19 protein-coding genes are annotated in these 22,044 nt (G+C 47.3%); 9 read left to right on the top strand and 10 right to left on the bottom strand.

Going from position 1 to position 22,044, the window contains the following annotated elements:
* The 4 genes from N3Z11_RS08640 to N3Z11_RS08655 are packed head-to-tail and all read left to right on the top strand — an operon-like array spanning position 1 to position 4,263.
* Positions 1-921, top strand: coding sequence for a glycosyltransferase (locus N3Z11_RS08640; RefSeq protein WP_260656765.1), 921 nt, complete (start codon positions 1-3; stop codon positions 919-921).
* Entirely contained in the window at positions 918-1,727 is an 810-nt protein-coding gene (locus tag N3Z11_RS08645; RefSeq protein ID WP_260656766.1) for a hypothetical protein, read from the top strand. Before N3Z11_RS08640 ends, N3Z11_RS08645 begins: the two co-directional genes overlap by 4 nt.
* On the top strand, positions 1,724-2,998 hold the full coding sequence (locus tag N3Z11_RS08650) for an O-antigen ligase family protein (RefSeq protein ID WP_260656767.1): 1,275 nt from the start codon (positions 1,724-1,726) through the stop codon (positions 2,996-2,998). The genes N3Z11_RS08645 and N3Z11_RS08650 overlap by 4 nt, the downstream gene beginning before the upstream one ends.
* Positions 2,995-4,263: a lipopolysaccharide biosynthesis protein gene (locus N3Z11_RS08655; protein ID WP_260656768.1), complete on the top strand. Its 1,269-nt coding sequence runs from the start codon at positions 2,995-2,997 to the stop codon at positions 4,261-4,263. Before N3Z11_RS08650 ends, N3Z11_RS08655 begins: the two co-directional genes overlap by 4 nt.
* Before the next feature lie 130 nt (positions 4,264-4,393).
* On the opposite strand, the gene wecC is transcribed toward N3Z11_RS08655, so the two are convergent.
* A complete protein-coding gene (wecC, locus tag N3Z11_RS08660; protein WP_260656769.1) occupies positions 4,394-5,611 on the bottom strand; it encodes a UDP-N-acetyl-D-mannosamine dehydrogenase in 1,218 nt (405 codons plus the stop codon).
* A 195-nt stretch (positions 5,612-5,806) separates the two neighbouring features.
* Between wecC and N3Z11_RS08665 the strand changes: the two genes are divergently transcribed.
* A complete protein-coding gene (locus tag N3Z11_RS08665) occupies positions 5,807-6,556 on the top strand; it encodes a hypothetical protein (RefSeq protein ID WP_260656770.1) in 750 nt (249 codons plus the stop codon).
* Positions 6,557-6,687: 131 nt separating this feature from the next.
* Here the strand turns inward: N3Z11_RS08665 and N3Z11_RS08670 are convergent, their stop codons facing one another.
* Together N3Z11_RS08670 and N3Z11_RS08675 are read right to left on the bottom strand one after the other, a co-directional pair.
* On the bottom strand, positions 6,688-8,622 hold the full coding sequence (locus N3Z11_RS08670; RefSeq protein ID WP_260656771.1) for an alpha/beta hydrolase family protein: 1,935 nt from the start codon (positions 8,620-8,622) through the stop codon (positions 6,688-6,690).
* 200 nt (positions 8,623-8,822) lie between these two features.
* Entirely contained in the window at positions 8,823-9,866 is a 1,044-nt protein-coding gene (locus N3Z11_RS08675) for an amino acid dehydrogenase (protein ID WP_313771346.1), read from the bottom strand.
* A gap of 224 nt (positions 9,867-10,090) precedes the next feature.
* Between N3Z11_RS08675 and N3Z11_RS08680 the strand changes: the two genes are divergently transcribed.
* Complete coding sequence (locus N3Z11_RS08680; RefSeq protein WP_260656772.1) at positions 10,091-10,522, top strand: DUF4826 family protein; 432 nt, start codon at positions 10,091-10,093, stop codon at positions 10,520-10,522.
* 119 nt (positions 10,523-10,641) lie between these two features.
* On the opposite strand, the gene N3Z11_RS08685 is transcribed toward N3Z11_RS08680, so the two are convergent.
* From N3Z11_RS08685 to N3Z11_RS08705, 5 genes are all read right to left on the bottom strand, one after another.
* Positions 10,642-11,796 carry a cupin domain-containing protein gene (locus tag N3Z11_RS08685; RefSeq protein WP_260656773.1) on the bottom strand — a complete coding sequence of 385 codons (1,155 nt, stop codon included), beginning with the start codon at positions 11,794-11,796 and terminating at the stop codon, positions 10,642-10,644.
* A 128-nt stretch (positions 11,797-11,924) separates the two neighbouring features.
* Positions 11,925-13,295, bottom strand: coding sequence for an adenylosuccinate lyase (gene purB, locus N3Z11_RS08690; RefSeq protein ID WP_260656774.1), 1,371 nt, complete (start codon positions 13,293-13,295; stop codon positions 11,925-11,927).
* Positions 13,296-13,303: 8 nt separating this feature from the next.
* A complete protein-coding gene (hflD, locus tag N3Z11_RS08695; protein ID WP_260656775.1) occupies positions 13,304-13,936 on the bottom strand; it encodes a high frequency lysogenization protein HflD in 633 nt (210 codons plus the stop codon).
* Between the two features lie 2 nt (positions 13,937-13,938).
* Positions 13,939-15,039, bottom strand: coding sequence for a tRNA 2-thiouridine(34) synthase MnmA (mnmA, locus tag N3Z11_RS08700; RefSeq protein ID WP_260656776.1), 1,101 nt, complete (start codon positions 15,037-15,039; stop codon positions 13,939-13,941).
* Between the two features lie 43 nt (positions 15,040-15,082).
* Entirely contained in the window at positions 15,083-15,643 is a 561-nt protein-coding gene (locus N3Z11_RS08705; protein ID WP_260656777.1) for an NUDIX domain-containing protein, read from the bottom strand.
* A gap of 302 nt (positions 15,644-15,945) precedes the next feature.
* Between N3Z11_RS08705 and N3Z11_RS08710 the strand changes: the two genes are divergently transcribed.
* Positions 15,946-18,168 (top strand): NADP-dependent isocitrate dehydrogenase, encoded by a 2,223-nt coding sequence (locus tag N3Z11_RS08710; protein ID WP_260656778.1) that lies wholly within the window; start codon positions 15,946-15,948, stop codon positions 18,166-18,168.
* Between the two features lie 476 nt (positions 18,169-18,644).
* Here the strand turns inward: N3Z11_RS08710 and cspD are convergent, their stop codons facing one another.
* Entirely contained in the window at positions 18,645-18,866 is a 222-nt protein-coding gene (cspD, locus tag N3Z11_RS08715) for a cold shock domain-containing protein CspD (RefSeq protein ID WP_260656779.1), read from the bottom strand.
* A 194-nt stretch (positions 18,867-19,060) separates the two neighbouring features.
* On the opposite strand from cspD, the gene clpS reads away from it, so the two are divergent.
* Positions 19,061-19,381, top strand: a complete 321-nt coding sequence (gene clpS / locus N3Z11_RS08720; RefSeq protein ID WP_260656780.1) for an ATP-dependent Clp protease adapter ClpS — start codon at positions 19,061-19,063, stop codon at positions 19,379-19,381.
* A 44-nt stretch (positions 19,382-19,425) separates the two neighbouring features.
* Complete coding sequence (gene clpA / locus N3Z11_RS08725; RefSeq protein WP_260656781.1) at positions 19,426-21,681, top strand: ATP-dependent Clp protease ATP-binding subunit ClpA; 2,256 nt, start codon at positions 19,426-19,428, stop codon at positions 21,679-21,681.
* 106 nt (positions 21,682-21,787) lie between these two features.
* On the opposite strand, the gene infA is transcribed toward clpA, so the two are convergent.
* A complete protein-coding gene (infA, locus tag N3Z11_RS08730) occupies positions 21,788-22,006 on the bottom strand; it encodes a translation initiation factor IF-1 (protein WP_260656782.1) in 219 nt (72 codons plus the stop codon).
* Positions 22,007-22,044: the final 38 nt, after the last annotated feature.

Below are 22,044 nucleotides of genomic sequence, written 5' to 3' on the forward strand. Positions count from 1 at the left end.
TTGGCCGAACATCAAATTGCCGGGCGCGACACTTACCCTCTGATCAGTGTGTACATGCCCACCTTTAACCGCAGTCAGATGATGCAACGTGCAGTTGCCTCAGTGCTGGCACAGGATTATCCGAATTTTGAATTATTGATTGTTGACGACTGTTCCAGTGACGACACCTGGGAAGTGCTGAACCGTCTTTATGGCGAAAACAGCCGGATCCGCTTGTTCCGGCAGGAAAAAGGTCAGGGCGCCTGTGCCGCCCGAAACCTGGCGATTAAAGCGGCGGCCGGTGATTTTGTCACCGGTATTGATGATGATGACGAGTTTTTACCCCACCGGCTGTCTGACATGATGGCAAATTATGACGATCAATACTCCTGCATCTGCACCAGTTATTTCTGGGACTATGGTTCAGTGCGTAAGCAATTGTATCCTGAACAAAAAATTGTCCGTTTACCCGAGCTGCTGGATGCCCATTGTTTGTCGAATCAGGCACTGGTACGCAAAAGCCGCATGCTGGCGCAGGGCGGTTTTGACGAACAGCTGGCGGCGTTTCAGGATTATGATATGTGGCTGCGGATGGTGGCGGCTTATGGTCCGGCATTACGTTTGTCCGATGCCAGCTATGTTGTGCATGTGGGGCATGAGCTGGGACGTATTACCACTTCGCCAAAACGGCTGAATGCGCAGGCGCAGTTTGTCGAAAAACACCGCGGTTTGATGAATGAGCGTAATCTGCATAATCAGGCTTTTTACCGGCGAACCATGCAAAACCTGCCGATGTCACTTGGTGAATTATTGTCGTCATGTCGTTATGGTCTGGTGGAAAGCAAAGTGCGTTATTACCTGAAGCACCGGCTGGCCTGGGCTATCAGATTGCGTAAACAAATTTTAAATAAAGGCATTAAAGGGCTGTTTGGGCACAAATGAATTCATCATTATTCAGTCAGGAACAGGATCTGGCCAATCAGATGCTGCTGGTATTACAGCGTTTTAAGTTATGGATCCTGGTAGCTGCCGCCGCTGGTGCTCTTGCTGCTGTGCTGTACAGCAAAACAGCGCCGAAATATGCCGAAGCGCGGGCAGTGTATACCCTGGCTCAGCACAAAGTGGCGCAGCTGGCTGCGGTCTACGACAAGTTACCGGCGCAAACGTCTCTGATGTTAGGCGCGCTGGAAGTCGATGAAATGGCGCGTTTTACTCTATTGCTGGATCATCCGCAGGTCTGGCAGCAGCTGTGGCAAGATGCCGCTTTGTGTCAGGCACAAAGCGCCTTATGTGCCGGTGGTGATACCAGCAAACAACAGCAGCTGACCGCAACCTGGCGCTCAAAATTTTCATATGATCATAAAAGACGGGGCAATCAGCTGACGGTAAAATGGCGCGCGCCAAAGTCCAGCGAAGCAGCGCTGTTGCTCAGCGCCATGATAAAAACTGCTGAAGCCGAGTACAAAGCTCAGGCAATAAGCCAGTATCAGGCGCGTCAGGCCGATTTGCAGCAGGCGCTGGACAAAGCGACCACAGTGGGAGAGCGCTCAGAACTGAGTGTGCAGCTCGATAAAATACAGGCAGAGCTGAATGTATTGCAGCATGGCCGTCAGATGGTGCTGCATGCAGTACAGCCTGTTACCGCAAAAGAGCCCGGACACAAACCCTTGCCCTTTATTGCTGTGGTTGGCGCGCTGTTGTCAGCCCTTGGCGCAACCTTGCTGGCTTTGGTGTTTAGCCGCCGATGAACGGACAAACTGCAGTTAAATTACCTTTGCTGGATCTTTTGATCATTCTGCTGGCCAAGTGGTATCTGCTGATTGATGCCGCCAATGGTGTGGTGCTGAGTCTGAGTGGTCAGAGTGTGCCACTTTCGGCGTTATATAAATCTGCGTTATTGCTGTTACTGTTTTGTGCTTTGTTGCGGGACCAGGTGCGTGGCTTGTTATTGCTGCTGGCCATGGTGTTGTTGTTATTGGCCGGGCCTTTTTACACTTTGCTGCAAACCGGTAACAACAGTGGATTTTCTTATGATGCCGGCATGGTGTTAAAACTGTTATCGCCTTTACTGGCCGCTTTGTACTTTTTCCATTTTGCCAAACGCTGGCCGGTGCTGGCGCGGCAGGCTTTACATCAAATCTTTTTATTTAGTTTTGCCATTCTGGTGGCGAATATGCTGCTCGGCCGCCTGGGTTTTGGTTTTAGTGCTTATTTACCCAATGATTATCTGCCGGATCTAAATCTGGGTACCAAAGGATATTTTAAAGCCACCAATGAGCTGTCGGCTTTATTGCTGGTGCTGAGCGGTTATTTACTGGCCTGTTATTGGCCTGTTGCCAAACTGAAGTTTGTGCTGGTACTTGGCCTGAGTTTATTTGCCGCCAGCTCCATGCTGACCAAAACCGGCATGGCCGGCGTGCTGCTGTTGGCCTTCCTGATCCCATTATTGCAGGAAAAAGACAGCTGGCTGAAGTATCGCCGGCAGTTGCTGGTTCTACCTGTGCTGCTGGTGATGGCTGTGCTGCTGTTGTGGTGGCAATGGCCGGTGCTGCTCGATAGCAGCGTCGGGCAAAAGCTGCAGTTGGTTTATCAGCAGCAGGGGCTACTAGGGGTGTTGTTGTCATCGCGCGACCAGTATGCAATTGATAACTGGCTCATCAGCAGCTGGTATTTTACCGACTGGCACCGGCTGGCCGGCATTGGCAACACCGGCCTTGAAATTTACAGCAGCAAAGCCCTGGCTGAAATTGACCCTGTGGATTTGCTGATGTGGTTTGGCATAGCGGGGCTTAGTTATTTTCTGCTGTGGTTTGCGCTTATTTTAAAACAAAGCTGGCATGTTTATCTGTTGGCGCCGCGTACTGCGGTGGCCGGCATTTTTGTGCTGAACCTGGTGTTGTTGCTGGTGGCCACTATGGCCGGCCATGTGCTGACATCCGGCATGCTTTGGATCCCATGGGGCATGCTAAACGGCGCTGTCTGGTTATATAGCCAAAATAGCCAGGAGCCACAGTCATGATCCGCAGTGATTTTGCCCGCAAAATGATGAGTAACAGTGTGGCGCAAGGGCTAAATTTTGGCTCGCGCTGGTTATTAAATCTGGCGCTGGCGCGGCATTTACTGGAAACAGAATTTGGCTTATTTAGTTTTGTTTATATGCTGGCCAATCTGTTTTTCCCGACCATTGCCTTTGGCGTGAATTTTTATTTGATTCATAATGCGGCAAAAGAGCGCAATATCAATACCTTAATCAGCAGTTTAACTATCAGTTTGCTGGTGTTTATACTGCTTTGTGCAGGCTTTTTTGGTTACAGCCTGCTGGCGTCTGATCCACTGCCTTACAGCCTTTATCTGTTAAGTCTGGCGATAGGGCTGGTGTGGGCGCTGAATCAGGCTATTTTCAGTTACCTCAAAGGGGCGCAGCAGTTTGCCATTGAAGTGAAAAGCCAGTTACTTGGCGCCAGCCTGATGCTGGTGCTGGTGGCTTTTGTCTGGTTTGAAGCCATTGATAACACGGCCACAGTACTTGGCTGGATCCTGCTTCTGAGTCTGGCGCCGCTGTGGGTTGGGCTTAGGGTGATCAAGCCGCAGTTACGCGAGGCGGCTTTGGTACCGGCGCAATTATGGCAGGCATTGTGGCAGGGCAAAACCTGGCGCGACAGATTCAGTTATGCCTGGCATGACGTTTTTGCTATTTACCTGACCAATATCCCTTTTATTTTTTTGGCGATGTTCAGTACCCTAACGGCGCTCGGCCAATTCCGTAAAGCTTTTATTTTGTTTATGCCGGTGACTTTATTGCCGGTGGTGTTTTCGCAGGTGTTGTTGTCGAAATTAAGTGCCAAAGCCGTATTGCAGGACAAAGTAGCGTTATTTAAACGTATTTTGCTGTTAAGCTTGCCGCTGTTGTCTGTGCCTTATCTATTGTTAATGTTGTTATATCCCTGGTTATATCCCTGGCTTTTGAATGAGCGGTTGACGCCTGATACTGATTTGGTGACTTTACTGGTGGTGATCACGCTGTGGCTAACGCTGGTGAAAACCTATTTTGAAGTCTGGATCACCGCAACAGGGCGCAGCGACTGGCGGGCAGCCAATGTCACCCTGGTGGCGTTGTTAAGTTCGCTGGCTTATTTATGGCTGAATAACGAGCTGGATTCTGTCAGCGCGGCCTGGGTTTTTATGTGGTCAAATTTGACTGCGGTGTTGTTTCTGCAGATTTTGTGTTGGCGCGGATATCAACAGGACAAAAAAGCTGTGATTAAAAAGAGCCCGACAGGCTAGGGCATCACGAGCGCATAATTAGACAGGGCTAAAGTCTGATGGGCCTGTTTCGATAAAAAAAGGAGCTGAATTCAGCTCCTTTTTTGTTGTGGTGTTTAGTCATTCTTATCAAAGAAAACTGCAAAAACCTTTATTCACCCACCACGTTAATCACTGTTTTACCGCTCAAATCAATGCCGTTGAAGGCTTTGTGTTTCACCAGGATCACAATAATATCCGCCGTTAAACCTTGCTCCAGGCTCACCAGTTCGGCATTGGCATGCAGTTTATTGGTGCTGTGAATATTTGGCTCTACCGCCATCACTTTACCGTTGTAGCTGTCGGCCAGCTTGTTGGTGATATGCAGCGCCGGGCTTTCGCGTAAGTCGTCGATATCCGGTTTAAAGGCCAGACCAAAACAAGCCACTGAAGGTTTGTTTAAGCTGTGGTTGGCGATGGTGGACAGTACTTTTTGCAGTACCCACTCAGGTTTAAAGTCGTTTACTTCACGGGCAGTGCGGATAATTTTGGCCTGCTCTGGCGCTGAGTGCACAATAAACCATGGATCTACCGCAATACAGTGGCCGCCCACGCCTGCACCCGGAGTCAGGATGTTGACGCGCGGGTGACGGTTGGCCATCCGGATCAGTTCCCACACATTGATGTTTAACTTGTCACAAATCAGCGACAGTTCATTGGCAAAAGCAATGTTGACATCACGGAAAGCATTTTCGGTCAGTTTGGACATTTCGGCAGTGCGGGCATCTGTTACCAGTAATTCACCGGCGACAAAAGTGTTGTACAGCGCTTTGGCTTTGGCCGAACAGGCGGCACTTAAACCACCGATAATACGGTCGTTTGAAATTAACTCATGTACCACTTTGCCTGGCAGCACACGCTCAGGGCAATAAGCCACGTGCAAATCCGGGGTGCTGGAGTCTGTTGGTAAAGTTAAATCCGGGCGGCTTTCTTTGATCCATTTACAGATGAGTTCTGTGGTGCCAACCGGGCTGGTAGATTCCAGCACCACCAGGTTGCCTTTGGCAAGCACAGGGGCAATAGATTTCACCGCAGCTTCAACGTAAGACAAGTCCGGTGATAAATCGTCAAAAAACGGCGTCGGTACCGCAATCATAAAAGCGTCAGCCGGTGCAGCTTTGGTTTGGGCCGACAAATAACCACCGGTTACAGCGGCATTAACCAGCAGATCAAGCTCTGGCTCGACAATATGAATTTTACCCTGATTGATGGTATCAACCGCGTGTTGATTGACATCAACACCAATCACTCTGAGTTTACGGGAGGCCAGCATGGCCGCTGTTGGCAAGCCGATATAACCCAATCCAATCACTGATACTGTTTGCAACATAGCGTCACTCCGATTGCTTGCTATTTTTGTGGCAGATAGTATCACAGCTTGCAACTAAGTAAGCGGGCGTCAAGCCCCGGCAATACAAAAATAGTTTGTGCTGGTATTTTTATTCTGGCTGGCGTCAGAACAAATGAGCTGTCATCATTGCGCATCTGCGGGAATTTTTAGTGCGGGCAGTTTAAGGAGTATGCTGTGAAAGATTTAATTGAGCCTTTTTTGTATCCTCACAATTTATTTTTATGGGGTCTGGTATTTGCGGCTGTCAGATATCGCAAAAAGGGGCTTTGGCTGTTGCTGTTATGGTTTTATGCTTTTGGCAATGGTTACCTTGGCAATCAGGTACGCGATTGGTATTACAACAACATCAGTGCCACAGCAGTGGCACCTGACTTTCAGGGCAACTACGTGGTGTTAGGTTGTGGCGGTAGCGAAAACAACTTACCCGATTGTGCCAAAAGCCGTTTGGAACAGCTCTCAGAAGTTTTGGCAGAGCGTCCGGCAGCAACAACAGTGCATATCACCACTTTATATTGTCAGCCTTATTTGGATTATTTACAGAAACAACTAAAACAGCAGGTAGAGCTGGATTGTTTCCATGGCGGTGCCACCACTTATCATGAGTTTTATCAGTTAAATAACCGGCTGGATAAAAGCGTCCCTTATATTTTTGTCAGCAGTGATTATCATGCGTTCAGAGTCAAACGCCTGGCTGAACAATATCAATTAAATGCCACAGTATTGTCGGCGCCCAGTTCAACTTTTAAACCTGTGAATTGTGGCACAGCCTGCTACCTGACGGTGAACTTATCGAATTTTGATTTATTCGCCAAACTGACCGCTGAGATCAGCAGTTATTATGTATATGCCATCACCAAAGGCTGGGTCAGCTGGTATAAAGAAACACAGCTTCAAAACTCGGAGCAGAAAATTGCAACACCCTGATTGTGTTGTGTTTTACCCTGCTTTTGCCGCTGCTATTCCGATATTTGCCAGCAACAAAAAACCGCAGCTCTAAGGCTGCGGTTTTTTGTTGCTGGCATTCAGTTGAATCTGATGATGTTGTTGCCTCCGATTCAGAGCGGCAGATAACGTTTTAAGAAAGTTTCCATTTCGGCAAATGCTTCGGTGCGCTCTTGCTCAGTATCAAAAAAGTGGGTGCCATCTTCCTGCTCCAGATAGCTTACCGGAATACCTTTGGCTTTTAATGCGCTATAAAGCTCTGCCGACTGTTTATAAGGCACCCGGGTGTCTTTTACACCGTGGATCAACAACAGTGGTTTTTTAATTTTATCCAGATGATGTATGGCTGACACCGCATCCAGAGTTTTAGCATCATTTTCATAATCGCCGATAGTGGCTATCTGAATAGCTTTTCTGGTGTCGTTGTTGGCACCGTCAGATCTGAGCATGGCTGTTAAGTCAGAAATGCCGGAGATCGAGACAAAACACTGAAATTTGTCGCTGTCTCGAAAACTGGCGACCAAAGCGGCATAACCACCATAACTGGCACCGACGATACAACTGCGTTTAGTGTCCAGATCCGGGTTGGCACTGACTGCTGCCAGCGCATCCATCAGATCATCCTGCATTTTTTGGCCCCATTGTTTGTAACCCGCAGTTTCAAACTGAGTGCCAAAACCGGCCGAACCGCGGAAATTCACCTGCAACACGGCGTAACCCATAGCACTGAAAAACTGCACAAAAGGGTCAAAGCTTTTGCTGTCACGGGAAATTGGGCCACCGTGCGGGAATAAAATCACCGGTGCAGCTTTTTCTTTTTGCAGTGGCATTGTCAGATAACCTTGCAACGGCAGGCCGTCTCTGCTGGTAAATGCAATAGAAGTAACCGAAGGTAAAGCTGTTTTTTCCAGATGTGGATACTGACTAAACCAAAAGGCGGCTTTTTTGGTATTAAAGTCCAGTGTCAGAAAACGACCTGGCTGATTGTCTTTTACGCTGTAAATGACCACCCGCTTGCCATCATCACTGTAGCTGGTGATGTAAGAATGCCTGTCGGGCATTAATGCTTTAATTTGCTGATTTTTCTCATGTTGATCTGAGTCGATAAACACCTGCTCATAAAAATCCTTAGTAAAACCATAACCAATCAGTTTACCGGCTTTGCTGTAGGTTGTGCTGATATCATGGCCTTCAACCTGATACACCGGGGCGCTGATTTCACCTGTTGCTAAATCAAAATAAGCCAGGTGGTTAAAGTTATTTTTGTAGTCGGTGTTCACCAGCACAGCTTTGCCATCCGCAGATAAACCCACAGGGAAAAAATCAATATCGCCTGTTAAATCAATAGTTTTTAGTTTTTTCCATGCTTGATCAGGGGCTGGTTTAAACTCGATACTGAGCAGCTGCTTATCAAGCACAGTAGAAAAAACAACATTGCCTTTGCGATCTGACACAAAGCCGGAGCGATCACCGGCAGCACTTTCAACTTTACTGAATTTGCTGTCATAAACATTGACTTTAAACACCGCATAACCCCGGTCACGCTCGTCATAAGCCCGCACTAACACATGTTCATCGTCTTCGGCTAAATCATTGAGCAGATGTGTACTTTGTAAACCTGCAACTCTGCTGTCTTCAGCTTTTTTATAAGTGGACTGGTTTCTGATTTCGAGCAGGTCTGAACCATCGCTATTCACCGCATACATGGTATGGATACGATAAAAGCGGCCGGCAATATATTTAGCGCGGCTGGCATTAATTAATAATCTTTTGTTGTTCACCCAATCGACCGATTCTATGCGGTCTGAGCTTGATTTTAAACTGACCAGAGCGGTGGTTTCATGTTGACCAAATGGGGCCGTCATCACAACGGCTTTGCCATCAATGTGAAAAGTGCCAGCCAGAGTTTCGCCGTCAGGCGATATCGACACATCCTGAACTAACGGCATTTTGCCAAACTTTTCGACAAGTTCAGAAGCTTGTAATGAAGGTTGCACAAAAATAACGAGCAGCAGGCTCAAGGCGCTGAGTGTTGGGAAATGTTTCATTTGGGTCATCCCTGATGTTGTGAATAAAGTCATAGTTCTGCTTCTGCAGACTCTGAAAATGTAGTATAAAAGTTAATTTATGTGATTTTTTTGTTTTATGTAGAGCTTTGTTGCACATTCAGTTTACAGCGTTTCAGGAATAAAAAAACCGCCATCTGGCGGTTTTTTTGACTAATTAACATACAGTTAATTGCGATAGATTATTTGCGACCGCGGGCAATAATTTCCTGCGCCATTAAGTCAGCAATAGCATTGGTTGGTTGTTGCTCGGCATCAGCACGTTGGAAGATATTCAGCAAAGTATGGTAAATCTCCATCACTTTTGCCGTAGATTCTGACTCGCTGTAACCTTCAGGACGCATTTCAAAAGAAACGTTAATGATACCACCGGCGTTAATTACATAATCCGGTGCATATAAAATGCCTTTTTGCCGTAATAACTCACCATGACGGGCTTCTTTAAGTTGGTTATTGGCACAACCTGCAATCACCTTACATTTGAATTGCTCAATGGTGTGGTCATTGATGGTGGCGCCTAAGGCACATGGTGCGTAGATATCGCAAGACTGGCTGTAAATTTCATCCAGACCAACAGCTGTGGCATTAAACTGAGCCACTGCGCGGCTGACTGCATCCTGATTAATATCAGTGACAATCAGTTTTGCGCCTTCTTTATGCAGGTATTCACACAGATAAAAACCAACACTGCCAAGGCCTTGTACTGCAACAGTTAAACCTTTTAATGAATCATTACCAAACTTGTGTTTAGCTGCCGCTTTTAAACCCTGATAAGAGCCAAGAGCGGTAAATGGCGCCGGGTTACCGCTTTTACCTTCCAGACCTGCGACATAAGGGGTTTCTTTATTGACAATAGAAATGTCTGCCGTGGTGATGTTCACGTCTTCTGCACTGACATAACTACCGCTTAAGCCATGGACAAACTTGCCGAACTTGCGGAATAAAGCTTCTGACTTAATGGTTTTGGCGTTGCCGATAATTACTGACTTGCCGCCGCCCAGCGGTAAACCTGCCATGGCGTTTTTGTAAGTCATACCGCGGGATAACCTTAATACATCAACCAGCGCATCTTCGTCAGCAACATAGTCCCACAGCCGGCAACCGCCAACCGCAGGGCCGAGTTTAGTGCTGTGGACGGCGATAATGGCTTTTAAGCCAGTTTCTTTATCGCTGCAAAATACGACTTGTTCATGGTTGTCAAATTCTGGGTGGTTAAATACTGCCACGTCTTATTCTCCGTTGTTATCAGCAGGTGCAAGGTTAAATTGCCGCCTGGCAGGGGACCGGTTTTTTCGCGGCGGAATGTACCACTTCAAACCGGTTTTCGCCATCAATCCCAAAAAATAATGTCTGGTCAGTCCAGCAGATTGTCGACAATTTATCTTGCTGCTTGTCAAAAAGCCTGCCCTGACTTAGAGTGCATTTTTTAGTTGTAGTGAAGAGAATCAGCATGACATCAAACAACCAGCAGCAAGCAACGGCCTTAACCGAAGACCAAACCAACGAATGGCTGCGTCAGCAATTTCAAAAAGCAAATTTGCATCTGGCCGAACAGGGCGTTGTGATGGACAACGTTGCGGTGAATGAATCCCGCTACGTGGCGCCTTATGTGGCGGTGTGGAAAATTAATGCATTAAACCGAAAAAGCTACTGGGTCATTTCCGGCGAAGTGCCGGTAGACTTTCTGGAGCTAAGTGCTGCTGCTGACGCCAGAGAGTCGTTACGCGCCTTTTCGTTGCGTTGGCAGATGAAAGCGCAGCAGCTGATTGATGCAGGTGTGCAGGATCAAACAGCTGCTGGTTACATCCAGTTGCTGGTCAATAGCGCCCATTCCTTATATGACCTGTTTGAAAGTGAAAAACTCTGGGGATCAGCCGTTTAAGATCTGCAGCAGATCAAAGCTGCCCTATGATTGCAGTCAGATTTCAGTCCTGCTGTGTGGTAACAGCAATAAAAAAAGCCACGGTTTATCGTGGCTTTTTTACAGCGGTTAATAACCGTTTATTCAATAAAATACCAATAACCCAGATTGATCAGCATGGTTAACAACTGCAGTTTTGCCGGATTGTCAGCAAAGCTGGCCGCAGTGGCCTGATCCAGTTGTACTTGTTCACAAAGTTGCTTAACTGTCGACAATTCTGTTGCCGGCAAGTTGATGGTATTGCCATTGATAAAAAGCAGAATGTCATCATTGGGCGATGGCTGAATATAACAACAACGTAAGCCACCCAGACGCGCCAATACCGAGCCTTCCTCTAAATATTCAGCAATTTCATCGGCCTGGTAATGTGGATCCGGCTCTGTAGCATCCAGTTCATGTTTGGCGTGAGTGATATAACTGCCAAAATAACGCGCCAGCAATTCAGGTTCATCAATCATTTGTTGCAGCAGGTTTTTTACCTTGCCAAGGTCTTTGGCACTGATTTCACCCACTGCGCTGGTGGCGGTGCGATCCGGATCAGTAAAACGGTCGCCACTGATTTCATTTTCAATCAGAAAATCAGCAAGGCCCGTGACTAAATCTTTTTGTGCCGGGGCGCGAAAACCAACCGAATAACTTAAACTGGCATCCACCGAAATACCGTCATGCGGACATCCTGGCGGAATATATAAAATATCACCAGGTTCAGTGATCACATCGATACAGTCGGTAAAAGGGCTCACCTGCAATAAACGCGGATGTGGGCAATGTTGTGTCAGGCTTTTGTCCGGCATACCTACACGCCAGTGCCGTTTCCCCATGCCCTGAATAATAAATACGTCGTATTGATCCAGATGAGGGCCGACACCACCACCTGGTGTGGAAAATGAAATCATTAAGTCGTCAATCCGCCAGTTGGGGATAAAACGAAAAGGTTCAATCAGCGCGGCAGACTCCGGATGCCAGTGGTCAACGGCTTGCACCAATAAGGTCCAGTTTTGTTCACCAAAGCTGCTGAAATCTTCAAAAGGGCCGGTTTCCAGCTGCCAATCGCCACCGGCATTACTGACAATACGGGATTCAATTTCTTCTTCACCGGCAAGACCAGCCAGCTCGTCAGGACTTATCGGATCAGCAAAGTTGGCAAAACCTTGTTTAATCAGCAGTGGTTTTTTTTGCCAGAACTCGGCCAGAAAACGCTCAATGGTTAAATCGTGCAGATTTAAAGTGTACATATCTGAATTCCTTCGTCAGAAAAAGGCACCGCCGGTAAAACCGGCGGTGCTGCGCTCTGAAGTGAGCCGCTGTTTTATGCCAGTGGCATAAGGCGCCACCGGTTGCTTCAAAAGTTCAGAGTCTGAGTTTAGTTCAGCGTATCGACCAGAGCGATAGCAGCACCGATATAGTTATCCGGCGTAAACTGTTTCATCTGGGCTTTGGCGTGCTCAGGCACATCCAGCGCGTCGATAAAACGGTGTAAATCAGCCGGTGTAATACGTTTGCCGCGCGTCAGCTCTTTTAATTTTTCGTAGGGTTTTTCCACACCATAACGGCGCATTACAGTTTGCACCGGCTCTGCCAGCAATTCCCAGTTCTGATCCAGCTCCTGCAGCAGGTTGGTTTCACTGACTTCCAGCTTGCTGATGCCTTTGAGCGTGGCATGGTAGGCAATTAAGGTATAACCAAAACCAATGCCAAGGTTACGCAGCACTGTAGAGTCGGTTAAATCACGCTGCCAGCGTGAAATAGGCAGTTTGCTGGCCAGATGCTGGAAAATAGCATTGGCAAGGCCAAGGTTGCCTTCTGAGTTTTCAAAGTCAATTGGATTGACTTTATGCGGCATGGTCGATGAACCAATTTCGCCGGCAATAGTGCGCTGTTTAAAGTGGCCTAAAGCTATATAACCCCAGACGTCACGGTCAAAATCGATCAGAATAGTGTTAAAGCGGGCGATGGCATCAAACAGCTCAGCAATATAATCATGCGGCTCAATTTGGGTGGTGAAAGGGTTCCAGTTTAAACCCAGGCTGGTCACAAATCGCTCAGAGATCTGATGCCAGTCTAAATCAGGATAGGCCGATAAATGCGCATTGTAGTTACCAACGGCACCATTAAATTTACCCAGCATCTGTACATTGGCAATTTGCTCACGCTGGCGCTGTAAGCGGATATAAACGTTCGCCATTTCCTTACCCAAAGTGGTAGGAGAGGCTGGTTGACCATGGGTGCGGGCCATCATTGGCACTGCTTTATAACGCACCGCCATGTCTTTTAACGCGCTTAACAGCTGATCGCACAGCGGTAACAGCACTTGATCACGGGCTGTTTTTAACATCAGACCGTGAGATAAGTTATTGATATCTTCAGAAGTACAGGCAAAGTGAATAAACTCGCTGACCGCAGCCAGTTCAGGCAGTACCGCCACTTTTTCTTTTAATAAATATTCAACCGCTTTTACATCGTGATTGGTGGTGCGTTCAATGTCTTTGACACGTTGTGCATCGGCCAGACTGAAATTGTCGACAATGTCGTTTAATAACTGATTGGCTGCTGCACTGAGCGCTGGAACCTCGGCAATGCCTGCAATACCGGCCATCTGTTGTAACCAGCGTACTTCGACGGTAACACGGTATTTGATCAAACCAAATTCACTGAAAATATCTCTCAGCTCATCAGTTCTGCTGCCATAACGGCCATCAACAGGGGAGATGGCTGTTAATGCGTTCAGTTCCATGGAAACTCCTATGCTTGCGCTAATTGTTGTAAAACAGTTTTGGCTTCCTGCAGCAGGGTTTTACGCTGCAGAATAAAATGATAACGACGACCACCGGCCTGACGCCACAATACCGCTGCGCGAATAGCACACAGCAATAAAGCGCGGATTTTGTTCTGTACTGCAGTTTGTTTTAGCTCGGCGGGTTTACCGGCAATCTGAATGCGGTTGCCCAGTGGGCTGATGTGCTCAACATAAATATCGGCGATGCTGGCGATGATAGTGTCGTCGCTGATTTGAAAATGCTGCAACTGCTGATTTAAACGCTCAATACGTTTACCAACTGCCTGCAAAGCCTGCGGATTTTTGCTCATTCTGCGTTCAAGCACCAGGACCGCCATGGCATAACGGGTGAGTTCCAGATCTTTTTGCGGATTGTCACCAAGCTGCGACAACAAAATATGATAACCCTGACTTAAATGTTCGAGTTTGCCGCCATAAATATCGATAGGTTCTTCTGCGTTTTGAATGGCCACACTTTGCAGCGCTATGGCAAGTTCTGAAGCTTCAGTGCTGTCGCCGCGGGCAATCTGCTGCACCAGGCGGATACTCTGACATAAAGCCGCCAGTGCTAAAGTTTGGGTCGTGTAAGAAAACTGCATAATTAACGTACCGCCCTGTCGATAATGCCGCCACCGAGGCAAACTTCATCCAGATAAAACACTGCAGACTGGCCCGGGGTCACCGCTTTTTGTGGTTCATCAAAGACTACAGTGACAGTACCGTCCTGATGTGGTGTTAAAGTGCAGGCGATATCCTGCTGACGATAGCGGGTTTTTACGGTGCAGCGCAGCACAGTTTGCGGTCCTTGACGATCAACCCAGTGCAGCTGGTCTGCAATCAGGCCTTTGGCAAACATACTGGGGTGGTCATGGCCTTGCGCGACAATTAAATGATTGTTCACTAAATCTTTTTCCACTACGTACCAGGGCTCATCAGCGCCATCTTTTAAGCCGCCGATACCAAGGCCTTTGCGCTGCCCCAAAGTGTGGTACATCAGGCCTTCATGGCGGCCAATCACATCACCATCCACAGTGACAATGTCGCCATGCTGAGCGGGCAGGTACTTTTGCAGGAAATCTTTAAATTTGCGCTCGCCGATAAAACAAATACCGGTACTGTCTTTTTTGGCGGCAGTGACCAGGCCTTGTTGTTCAGCAATAACACGCACCATAGGTTTTTCTAAATGGCCCACCGGGAATAAGGTTTGTGCCACATGCTCTGAGCTAATGGTGTAAAGGAAATAACTCTGGTCTTTGTTATTGTCTAAACCACGCAATAGCTGCCACTTACCGTCGACTTCACGGCGTTGTACATAATGGCCGGTGGCAATGTAGTCTGCGCCCAGCGCTTCGGCGGCAAATTCAAGGAAAGCTTTAAACTTAATTTCCTTGTTGCACATAATGTCGGGGTTTGGCGTGCGGCCAGCTTTGTATTCGGCCAGAAAATATTCAAAGACGTTGTCCCAATATTCCGCGGCAAAATTGACTTTGTGCAGTTTAATACCCAGAGTGTCGCACACTTGCTGTGCGTCTTTTAAGTCTTCGGCTGCAGCACAATATTCGTCGTTGTCATCTTCTTCCCAGTTTTTCATAAACAGGCCTTCAACCTGGTAACCTTGCTGAAGAAGTAAATAAGCCGACACTGACGAATCAACGCCGCCTGACATACCCACAATGACTTTTTTTCTGCTGTTATCCGACATTCTTGTAACTTCACGCCAAAAAAGAGGCGCGGATTATAGCACTTTATTTCTGAACTGGCACAGCACTGACCGGGCTTTTGATCAGCGACAACGCTAACTTGGGACCATGCAGAAAATCGTTGATGGCATCAAGCACCAGCTGACTACGCACCGGCAACGGGTGTTGCTGAAGTTCCGCAAGGCTTAGCCAGTGCAGCGCCAGAATATCTTTATCCAATGGTTGCTGCGGCTTTGGCTGTTCGACAAGGTCAAAATAAAAATTGGTTCTGACATAACGATGGCCATTGGCGGCCAGCAGCTGAGAAATACCAAGCCAGCCACAGGGACTGAGTTTGTGGCCTGTTTCTTCATAGAGTTCGCGGCACACCGCGCTATGTAAATCTTCATCTGCTTCGACATGGCCGGCAGGCTGGTTGAGCACTCGTTTGCCGCTTTGTTTGTCGATTTCTTCTACCAGCAGGAATTTGTCCTGATAACAAACCACAGCGGCAACTGTCAGGTGTAAATGGGATCGATCGGTCACTGTCGGCAACTCTCCATAGTCAGGTATGCCGATAGTACGTTGCTGCTGCCGTTTTGGTGTAGTTTTTTTCTGTTGTGGCAAAAATCAGCCCGAACTTTTGATTTTTGTCGCTTTTTTATCACTGGTCAGGCCACGAAAGGTTTTTCTCTGGTTTTGAAGTCTGTACTATGTGCAGGCTCAACAATCTGTCGTTAGTTCCAGAGCTAAAACCGGCACTCGAATATGTTGGTTTGAGTCTTGTGGTTGCGCCCCAGGCGCTATGGCCAGTGGAGCTAAACTGATAAACTTGTTCAACAATTCCGGCTGCGATCTGAATGTCACTGTGGTTTTTCATCACAGCTCACGCAGATGGTGGCGCCCTTGTTGCAGATCCAGGAAATTACATGACCACTTCAAAAATCATTTATACCCAAACAGACGAAGCACCGGCCCTTGCCACTTATTCTTTATTACCCATAGTGCAGACTTTTGCCAAAGCTGCCGGTGTGCAGGTAGAAACCCGTGATATCTCATTATCGGGCCGTATTATTGCCGCTTTCCCGGATTACCTGAAGCCAGAACAGCAACAATCAGATGCATTAGCTGAATTAGGTCAGCTGGCAACTCAGCCTGATGCCAACATTATCAAACTGCCAAATATCAGTGCGTCAGTGCCACAGTTAAAAGCGGCCATCAAAGAATTACAAGCCAAAGGTTATGCGCTGCCGGATTATCCGGAAGAAGCCGTAACTTCCGAAGAAAAAGACGTGAAAGGCCGTTATGACAAAATTAAGGGCAGTGCGGTAAACCCGGTACTGCGTGAAGGTAACTCAGACCGTCGTGCGCCTTTATCAGTGAAGCAATATGCCCGCAAAAACCCACATTCAATGGGAGCCTGGGCAAAAACTTCGTTATCTCATGTGGCTCATATGAGTGGCGGTGATTTTTACGGCAGTGAAAAGTCAGTGACAGTGCCAGCTGCAACTGCGGTGCGTATTGAACTGAAAAAAGCCGATGGTTCAGTACAGGTACTCAAAGAAAAAACCAGTCTGTCCGCTCTGGAAGTGATTGATGCTTCTGTGATGAGCGCGAAAGCGTTACGCGAATTTTTAGCCGCTGAGATCAAAAACGCCAAAGAGCAGGGCGTGCTGTTTTCTGTGCATTTAAAAGCCACCATGATGAAAGTGTCAGATCCGGTGATTTTTGGTCATGTGGTTACAGTGTTTTTTGCTGATGTGTTTGAAAAACATGCCGCTGTATTCAAAGATTTGGGTGTTGATGTCAATAACGGTTTTGGTGATTTACTGGCAAAAATTCAGCAGTTACCAGCTGAAAAACGCGCTGAAATTGAAGCCGATATTGCTGCAGTTTATGCCGCGCAGCCAGCTCTGGCTATGGTGAACTCAGATAAAGGTATTACCAACCTGCATGTGCCTAGCGATGTGATTATCGATGCCTCTATGCCTGCTGCTATCCGTACTTCAGGCCAGATGTGGGGCCCGGATGGCAAGTTAAAAGACACCAAGTTTGTGATCCCGGACCGTTGTTATGCCGGTGTTTACCAGGAAACTATCAACTTCTGTAAAGAACACGGCGCTTTTGACCCACGGACTATGGGTTCAGTACCAAACGTGGGTCTGATGGCACAAAAAGCAGAAGAGTACGGCTCACACGACAAAACGTTTGTTGTGCCTGCAGCAGGTGTTGTACAGGTTGTGGATGCTAGCGGTGCAGTGCTGATGTCTCATGAAGTGGAAGCCGGTGACATCTGGCGTATGTGTCAAACCAAGGACGCACCAATTCAGGATTGGGTAAAACTGGCGGTGAGCCGTGCCCGTCTGAGCAACACACCGGCAATTTTCTGGCTGGATTCTGCCCGTGCCCATGATGCTGAGCTGATTAAAAAGGTGAACACTTACCTGGCACAGCATGACACCGCGGGTTTAGATATCAAGATCATGACGCCTGAGCAGGCGACAAAAGTAAGTCTGGAACGCATTAAACAAGGCCTGGACACCATTTCTGTGACCGGCAACGTATTACGGGATTACCTGACCGACTTATTCCCGATTCTGGAATTAGGCACCAGTGCCAAGATGTTGTCTATCGTGCCTTTAATGAACGGTGGCGGTTTGTTTGAAACCGGCGCAGGTGGTTCGGCACCTAAACACGTTGAGCAGTTTGTTGAGGAAAACCACTTACGCTGGGATTCATTAGGTGAGTTCCTGGCGTTAGCGGCGTCGCTGGAGCACCTGAGTCAGGTTGCCGGTAACAAAGGTGCCAAAGTGCTGGCCGATACACTGGATCAGGCCACAGCCCGTTTCCTTGATAACGACAAATCACCCACCCGTAAACTGGGTCAGCTGGATAACCGCGGTAGCCATTTTTATCTGGCGCTGTACTGGGCAGAAGCGCTGGCAACACAAACTGCTGATGTGGCGTTACAACAGCGTTTTGCACCTTTAGCCAAAACACTGAGCGAAAACGAAGCCAAAATAGTGCAGGAGCTGAACACTGTTCAGGGGAAAGCAGTGGATATTGGTGGTTATTACCGTCCTGATGACAACCTGGCAAGTAAAGCCATGCGTCCAAGTGCTCTGTTTAATCAGGCGCTTGCTGCAGTTTAACTGCTGACATCGACAGCTTTTGTTACCTGCCAGGGGCTGAGCGAACAAAAGCGATGTTCATAAATATAGAAGGGGCTGAATTCAGCCCCTTTTTTCTGCTTTGACCCCGTGCTGGATAGCATTGACACTGTTTATTCTTCACTCTGGAGACTGTGTCCTGTCGTTCAAACTTCCCCTAAGTTTTGTTCGCTAACTTTTGCCGCAACCAGACCTTTTTTCATAACAAATTATTCCTGGAAAAAATCAGAATGATGACCTGATACAAATACTTATTTTGCCAGTACCTTCATTTGCAATGGGGTCTATTTGCTGGTCAGCGGCAGTCTGAATCTTTTTCTAAGCATTTAACAGAAAACAATAAAAGCAGATAAGAAGTAATAAAAGAAAAATTAATAAGAGTTTGGAACAGGTCCGTGAAATGAGTGTCAGGCAGGTCCCCCTGCATGGCTGCTGCCTGTCACTTCGATGATGCAGTGTTATTCGGTTTTGCCGTCTTCCGGCAGTGCGATATTCACAGCATGCAGGCCTTTTGGCCCTTCTGACAATTCAAAGGTCACATCCTGGCCGGCCTTCAGGGTACGGTAGCCGTCCATGTTAATGGTTGAGTAATGGGCAAAGATGTCTTCGTCACGACCATCTTCACGAATAAACCCAAATCCTTTGGCATTATTGAACCATTTTACTTTACCGGTAGCCATACTACATACTTCCTTCTCTTAGTTAGCTAATTTCTGTATTCTAAGCTTACAGCTTCAAAGCTTTTTCAAGCTCCATTAGTTACTGTAGATAATTTGTTCAGCTAGTCAAGTTTTTTACCGAACTAAACCTTATTGAAAAGCACTGAATTAACCTCCATATCCTTTGATGGATTAACCAGGCGTGACTATAGTTTATGAGCGGCAGCAAACAGACACAGGGACATGACGAAGGCTTGGCAGAACTGATCCGGCAACGGGTCGAACCTCCTCCAATGTACAAAGTGATTTTACATAACGACGATTACACGCCGATGGATTTTGTCATAGATGTGCTGACCCGGTTTTTTAATTTGCAATATGAAAAAGCCAGTGAAGTGATGTTAAAAGTCCATTATGAAGGTAAAGCCGTATGTGGTTTATTCACTGCAGAAATTGCAGAAACCAAAGTGCAACAGGTAACCACTTATGCCAAAGAGCACGAACATCCGCTGTTGTGTTCAATGGAAAGGGCTTAAGCCCAATGTGTCAGTAGGTAACTCAGGTGGATTAGGAGCAGTGCATGTTAAATAAAGATCTTGAGTTGACGCTGAATCTGGCATTTCGTTTTGCCAGGGAACGCCGCCATGAATATATGACTGTTGAACATTTGTTGCTGGCGCTGCTGGATAACCCGGCCGCCGGTGATGCATTGAAGTCCTGCGGGGCAAATATCGACAGACTGCGCATTGATTTATCAAGTTTTATTGATTCAACTACACCACTGATCCCAGACGGGGATTTAGACCGTGATACTCAGCCAACCCTCGGATTTCAGCGTGTGCTGCAAAGGGCGGTTTTTCATGTGCAGTCCTCAGGCAAGTCGGAAGTCACAGGTGCCAACGTGCTGGTTGCTATCTTCAGCGAGCAGGAATCACAAGCCGTTTATTTACTGAAGAAAATTGATATTAGCCGGCTTGATATTGTGAATTATATCTCGCATGGCGTGATTAAAGCCGACAAAATTGAGCCGAATGATGAGCAGCAGGATGACGTCGGAGATGTCGGCGTTGAAGACAACAAATATCTGGAAAATTTTACGGCCAATTTAAATGTGCTGGCGAAAAATGGTCAGATAGACCCTTTGGTTGGGCGTGACACTGAACTCGAACGCACCATTCAGGTATTGTGCCGGCGTAAAAAGAATAACCCGCTCCTTGTTGGCGAAGCCGGTGTTGGTAAAACTGCCATTGCTGAAGGCCTGGCTTACCGGATAGTGCAAAACCAGGTGCCGGAAGTTATTGCCAATGCCACTATTTATTCGCTTGATATGGGCGCTTTATTGGCCGGCACCAAGTACAGGGGCGATTTTGAAAAACGCTTAAAGTCACTGTTAAAAGAAATTGAAAAAGAAAAAGACGCAGTTCTTTTTATTGATGAAATTCATACTGTGATAGGAGCGGGTGCCGCTTCCGGCGGCGTGATGGATGCGTCTAACCTGATTAAACCGCTGCTGTCCAGTGGTCGTCTGCGTTGTATCGGCTCTACCACCTATCAGGAATTTAAAAGCATTTTTGAAAAAGACACTGCGTTAGTCAGACGTTTCCAGAAAATTGATATTACCGAGCCCAGCGTGGATGACACCACACAAATTTTGCTTGGCTTAAAAGAGCGTTACGAGCAGCACCACGGTGTGCGTTACACCAACAAAGCGCTGCGTGCTGCCGCTGAGCTGTCAGCTAAATATATCAACGAACGTCATTTGCCAGACAAAGCCATAGACGTTATTGATGAAGCGGGTGCCAGTCAACGGTTATTGCCGGTATCAAAACGTAAAAAAGTGATCAACGTGCCAGACATTGAGCATGTGATTGCCAAAATGGCGCGTATTCCGGAGCAGTCGGTTTCTGCTTCCGATAAAGATGTGCTGGCAAATCTCGACCGGAACTTAAAATTGGTGGTATTTGGTCAGAACGAGCCGATTGAAGTACTGACTTCTGCCATCCGGTTATCACGCTCAGGTCTTGGTAACGAGGAAAAACCGATCGGCAACTTTTTGTTTGCCGGCCCAACCGGAGTAGGTAAAACCGAAGTTACCAAACAACTGGCCAAAATTATGGGCGTTGAGCTGCTGCGCTTTGATATGTCTGAATATATGGAACGGCATTCCATCAGCCGGTTGATTGGTGCACCGCCGGGTTATGTCGGTTTTGATCAGGGTGGATTGTTAACAGATGCGGTGTCAAAACATCCATATTCAGTGGTGTTGCTGGATGAGATAGAAAAAGCGCATTCAGATATTTACAACATACTGCTGCAGGTGATGGATCACGGCACTTTAACCGACAACAATGGCCGTAAAATTGATTTCAGAAATGTGATTCTGGTAATGACAACCAACGCCGGTGTACAGGAAACTGTGCGTAAAACCATAGGGTTTAAGCAGCAGGATCACAGCCATGATGCCCTGGCTGAAATCAACCGGACATTTAGCCCGGAATTTCGCAACCGGTTGGATGGCATCATTTGGTTTAAACATTTATCACGCGACATTATTCTGCAAATCGTCGACAAATTTGTTTGTGACTTGCAGGTCCAGCTGGATAAAAAACAAGTGTCGCTGGAGCTCAGCGGTGCTGCACGGCAGTGGCTGGCTGACAAAGGTTATGATCAGGCCATGGGAGCAAGGCCAATGGGTCGGGTTATTCAGGAACAACTGAAAAAACCGCTAGCCAATGAAATTTTGTTTGGTCGCTTAACTCAGGGCGGTGATGTTCGTGTAGATCTGGTGGGTGACGAGCTGGTGTTTGACTACAGCGATGCCGCAGTGCCGGCTTGAACTATCAGGTTTAACCAAAAACAAAACCCGGTCTAACCGGGTTTTGTTTTATCAGGTGTTTCACCCTGCAGCAGACAACAATGTGATGTTGTACCGCTGATGCAACTTAACGTTGACGGAATACGATACGGCCTTTGGTCAGATCGTATGGCGTCATTTCTACAGTGACTTTATCGCCGGTTAGAATACGGATGTAGTTTTTCCGCATTTTTCCCGAAATGTGCGCGATAACCACGTGACCATTTTCGAGTTCGACCCGGAACATTGTATTTGGCAAGGTATCCAAAATTGTGCCTTGCATTTCAATCACGTCTTCTTTCGCCATGCAGCGTACGAGCCCCTTTAGAAAAAATTATTTAAACC

The organism is Rheinheimera sp. 4Y26 (genome assembly GCF_025245835.1).
Taxonomy (GTDB): domain Bacteria; phylum Pseudomonadota; class Gammaproteobacteria; order Enterobacterales; family Alteromonadaceae; genus Pararheinheimera.

Coding starts and splice junctions, on each gene's coding strand:
- N3Z11_RS08645 (WP_260656766.1), top strand. CDS start 918: ATGAATTCATCATTATTCAGTCAGGAACAGGATCTGGCCAATCAGATG.
- N3Z11_RS08650 (WP_260656767.1), top strand. CDS start 1,724: ATGAACGGACAAACTGCAGTTAAATTACCTTTGCTGGATCTTTTGATC.
- N3Z11_RS08655 (WP_260656768.1), top strand. CDS start 2,995: ATGATCCGCAGTGATTTTGCCCGCAAAATGATGAGTAACAGTGTGGCG.
- wecC (WP_260656769.1), bottom strand. CDS start 5,611: ATGTTGCAAACAGTATCAGTGATTGGATTGGGTTATATCGGCTTGCCA.
- N3Z11_RS08670 (WP_260656771.1), bottom strand. CDS start 8,622: ATGAAACATTTCCCAACACTCAGCGCCTTGAGCCTGCTGCTCGTTATT.
- N3Z11_RS08680 (WP_260656772.1), top strand. CDS start 10,091: ATGACATCAAACAACCAGCAGCAAGCAACGGCCTTAACCGAAGACCAA.
- N3Z11_RS08685 (WP_260656773.1), bottom strand. CDS start 11,796: ATGTACACTTTAAATCTGCACGATTTAACCATTGAGCGTTTTCTGGCC.
- purB (WP_260656774.1), bottom strand. CDS start 13,295: ATGGAACTGAACGCATTAACAGCCATCTCCCCTGTTGATGGCCGTTAT.
- hflD (WP_260656775.1), bottom strand. CDS start 13,936: ATGCAGTTTTCTTACACGACCCAAACTTTAGCACTGGCGGCTTTATGT.
- mnmA (WP_260656776.1), bottom strand. CDS start 15,039: ATGTCGGATAACAGCAGAAAAAAAGTCATTGTGGGTATGTCAGGCGGC.
- N3Z11_RS08710 (WP_260656778.1), top strand. CDS start 15,946: ATGACCACTTCAAAAATCATTTATACCCAAACAGACGAAGCACCGGCC.
- cspD (WP_260656779.1), bottom strand. CDS start 18,866: ATGGCTACCGGTAAAGTAAAATGGTTCAATAATGCCAAAGGATTTGGG.
- clpS (WP_260656780.1), top strand. CDS start 19,061: ATGAGCGGCAGCAAACAGACACAGGGACATGACGAAGGCTTGGCAGAA.
- clpA (WP_260656781.1), top strand. CDS start 19,426: ATGTTAAATAAAGATCTTGAGTTGACGCTGAATCTGGCATTTCGTTTT.
- infA (WP_260656782.1), bottom strand. CDS start 22,006: ATGGCGAAAGAAGACGTGATTGAAATGCAAGGCACAATTTTGGATACC.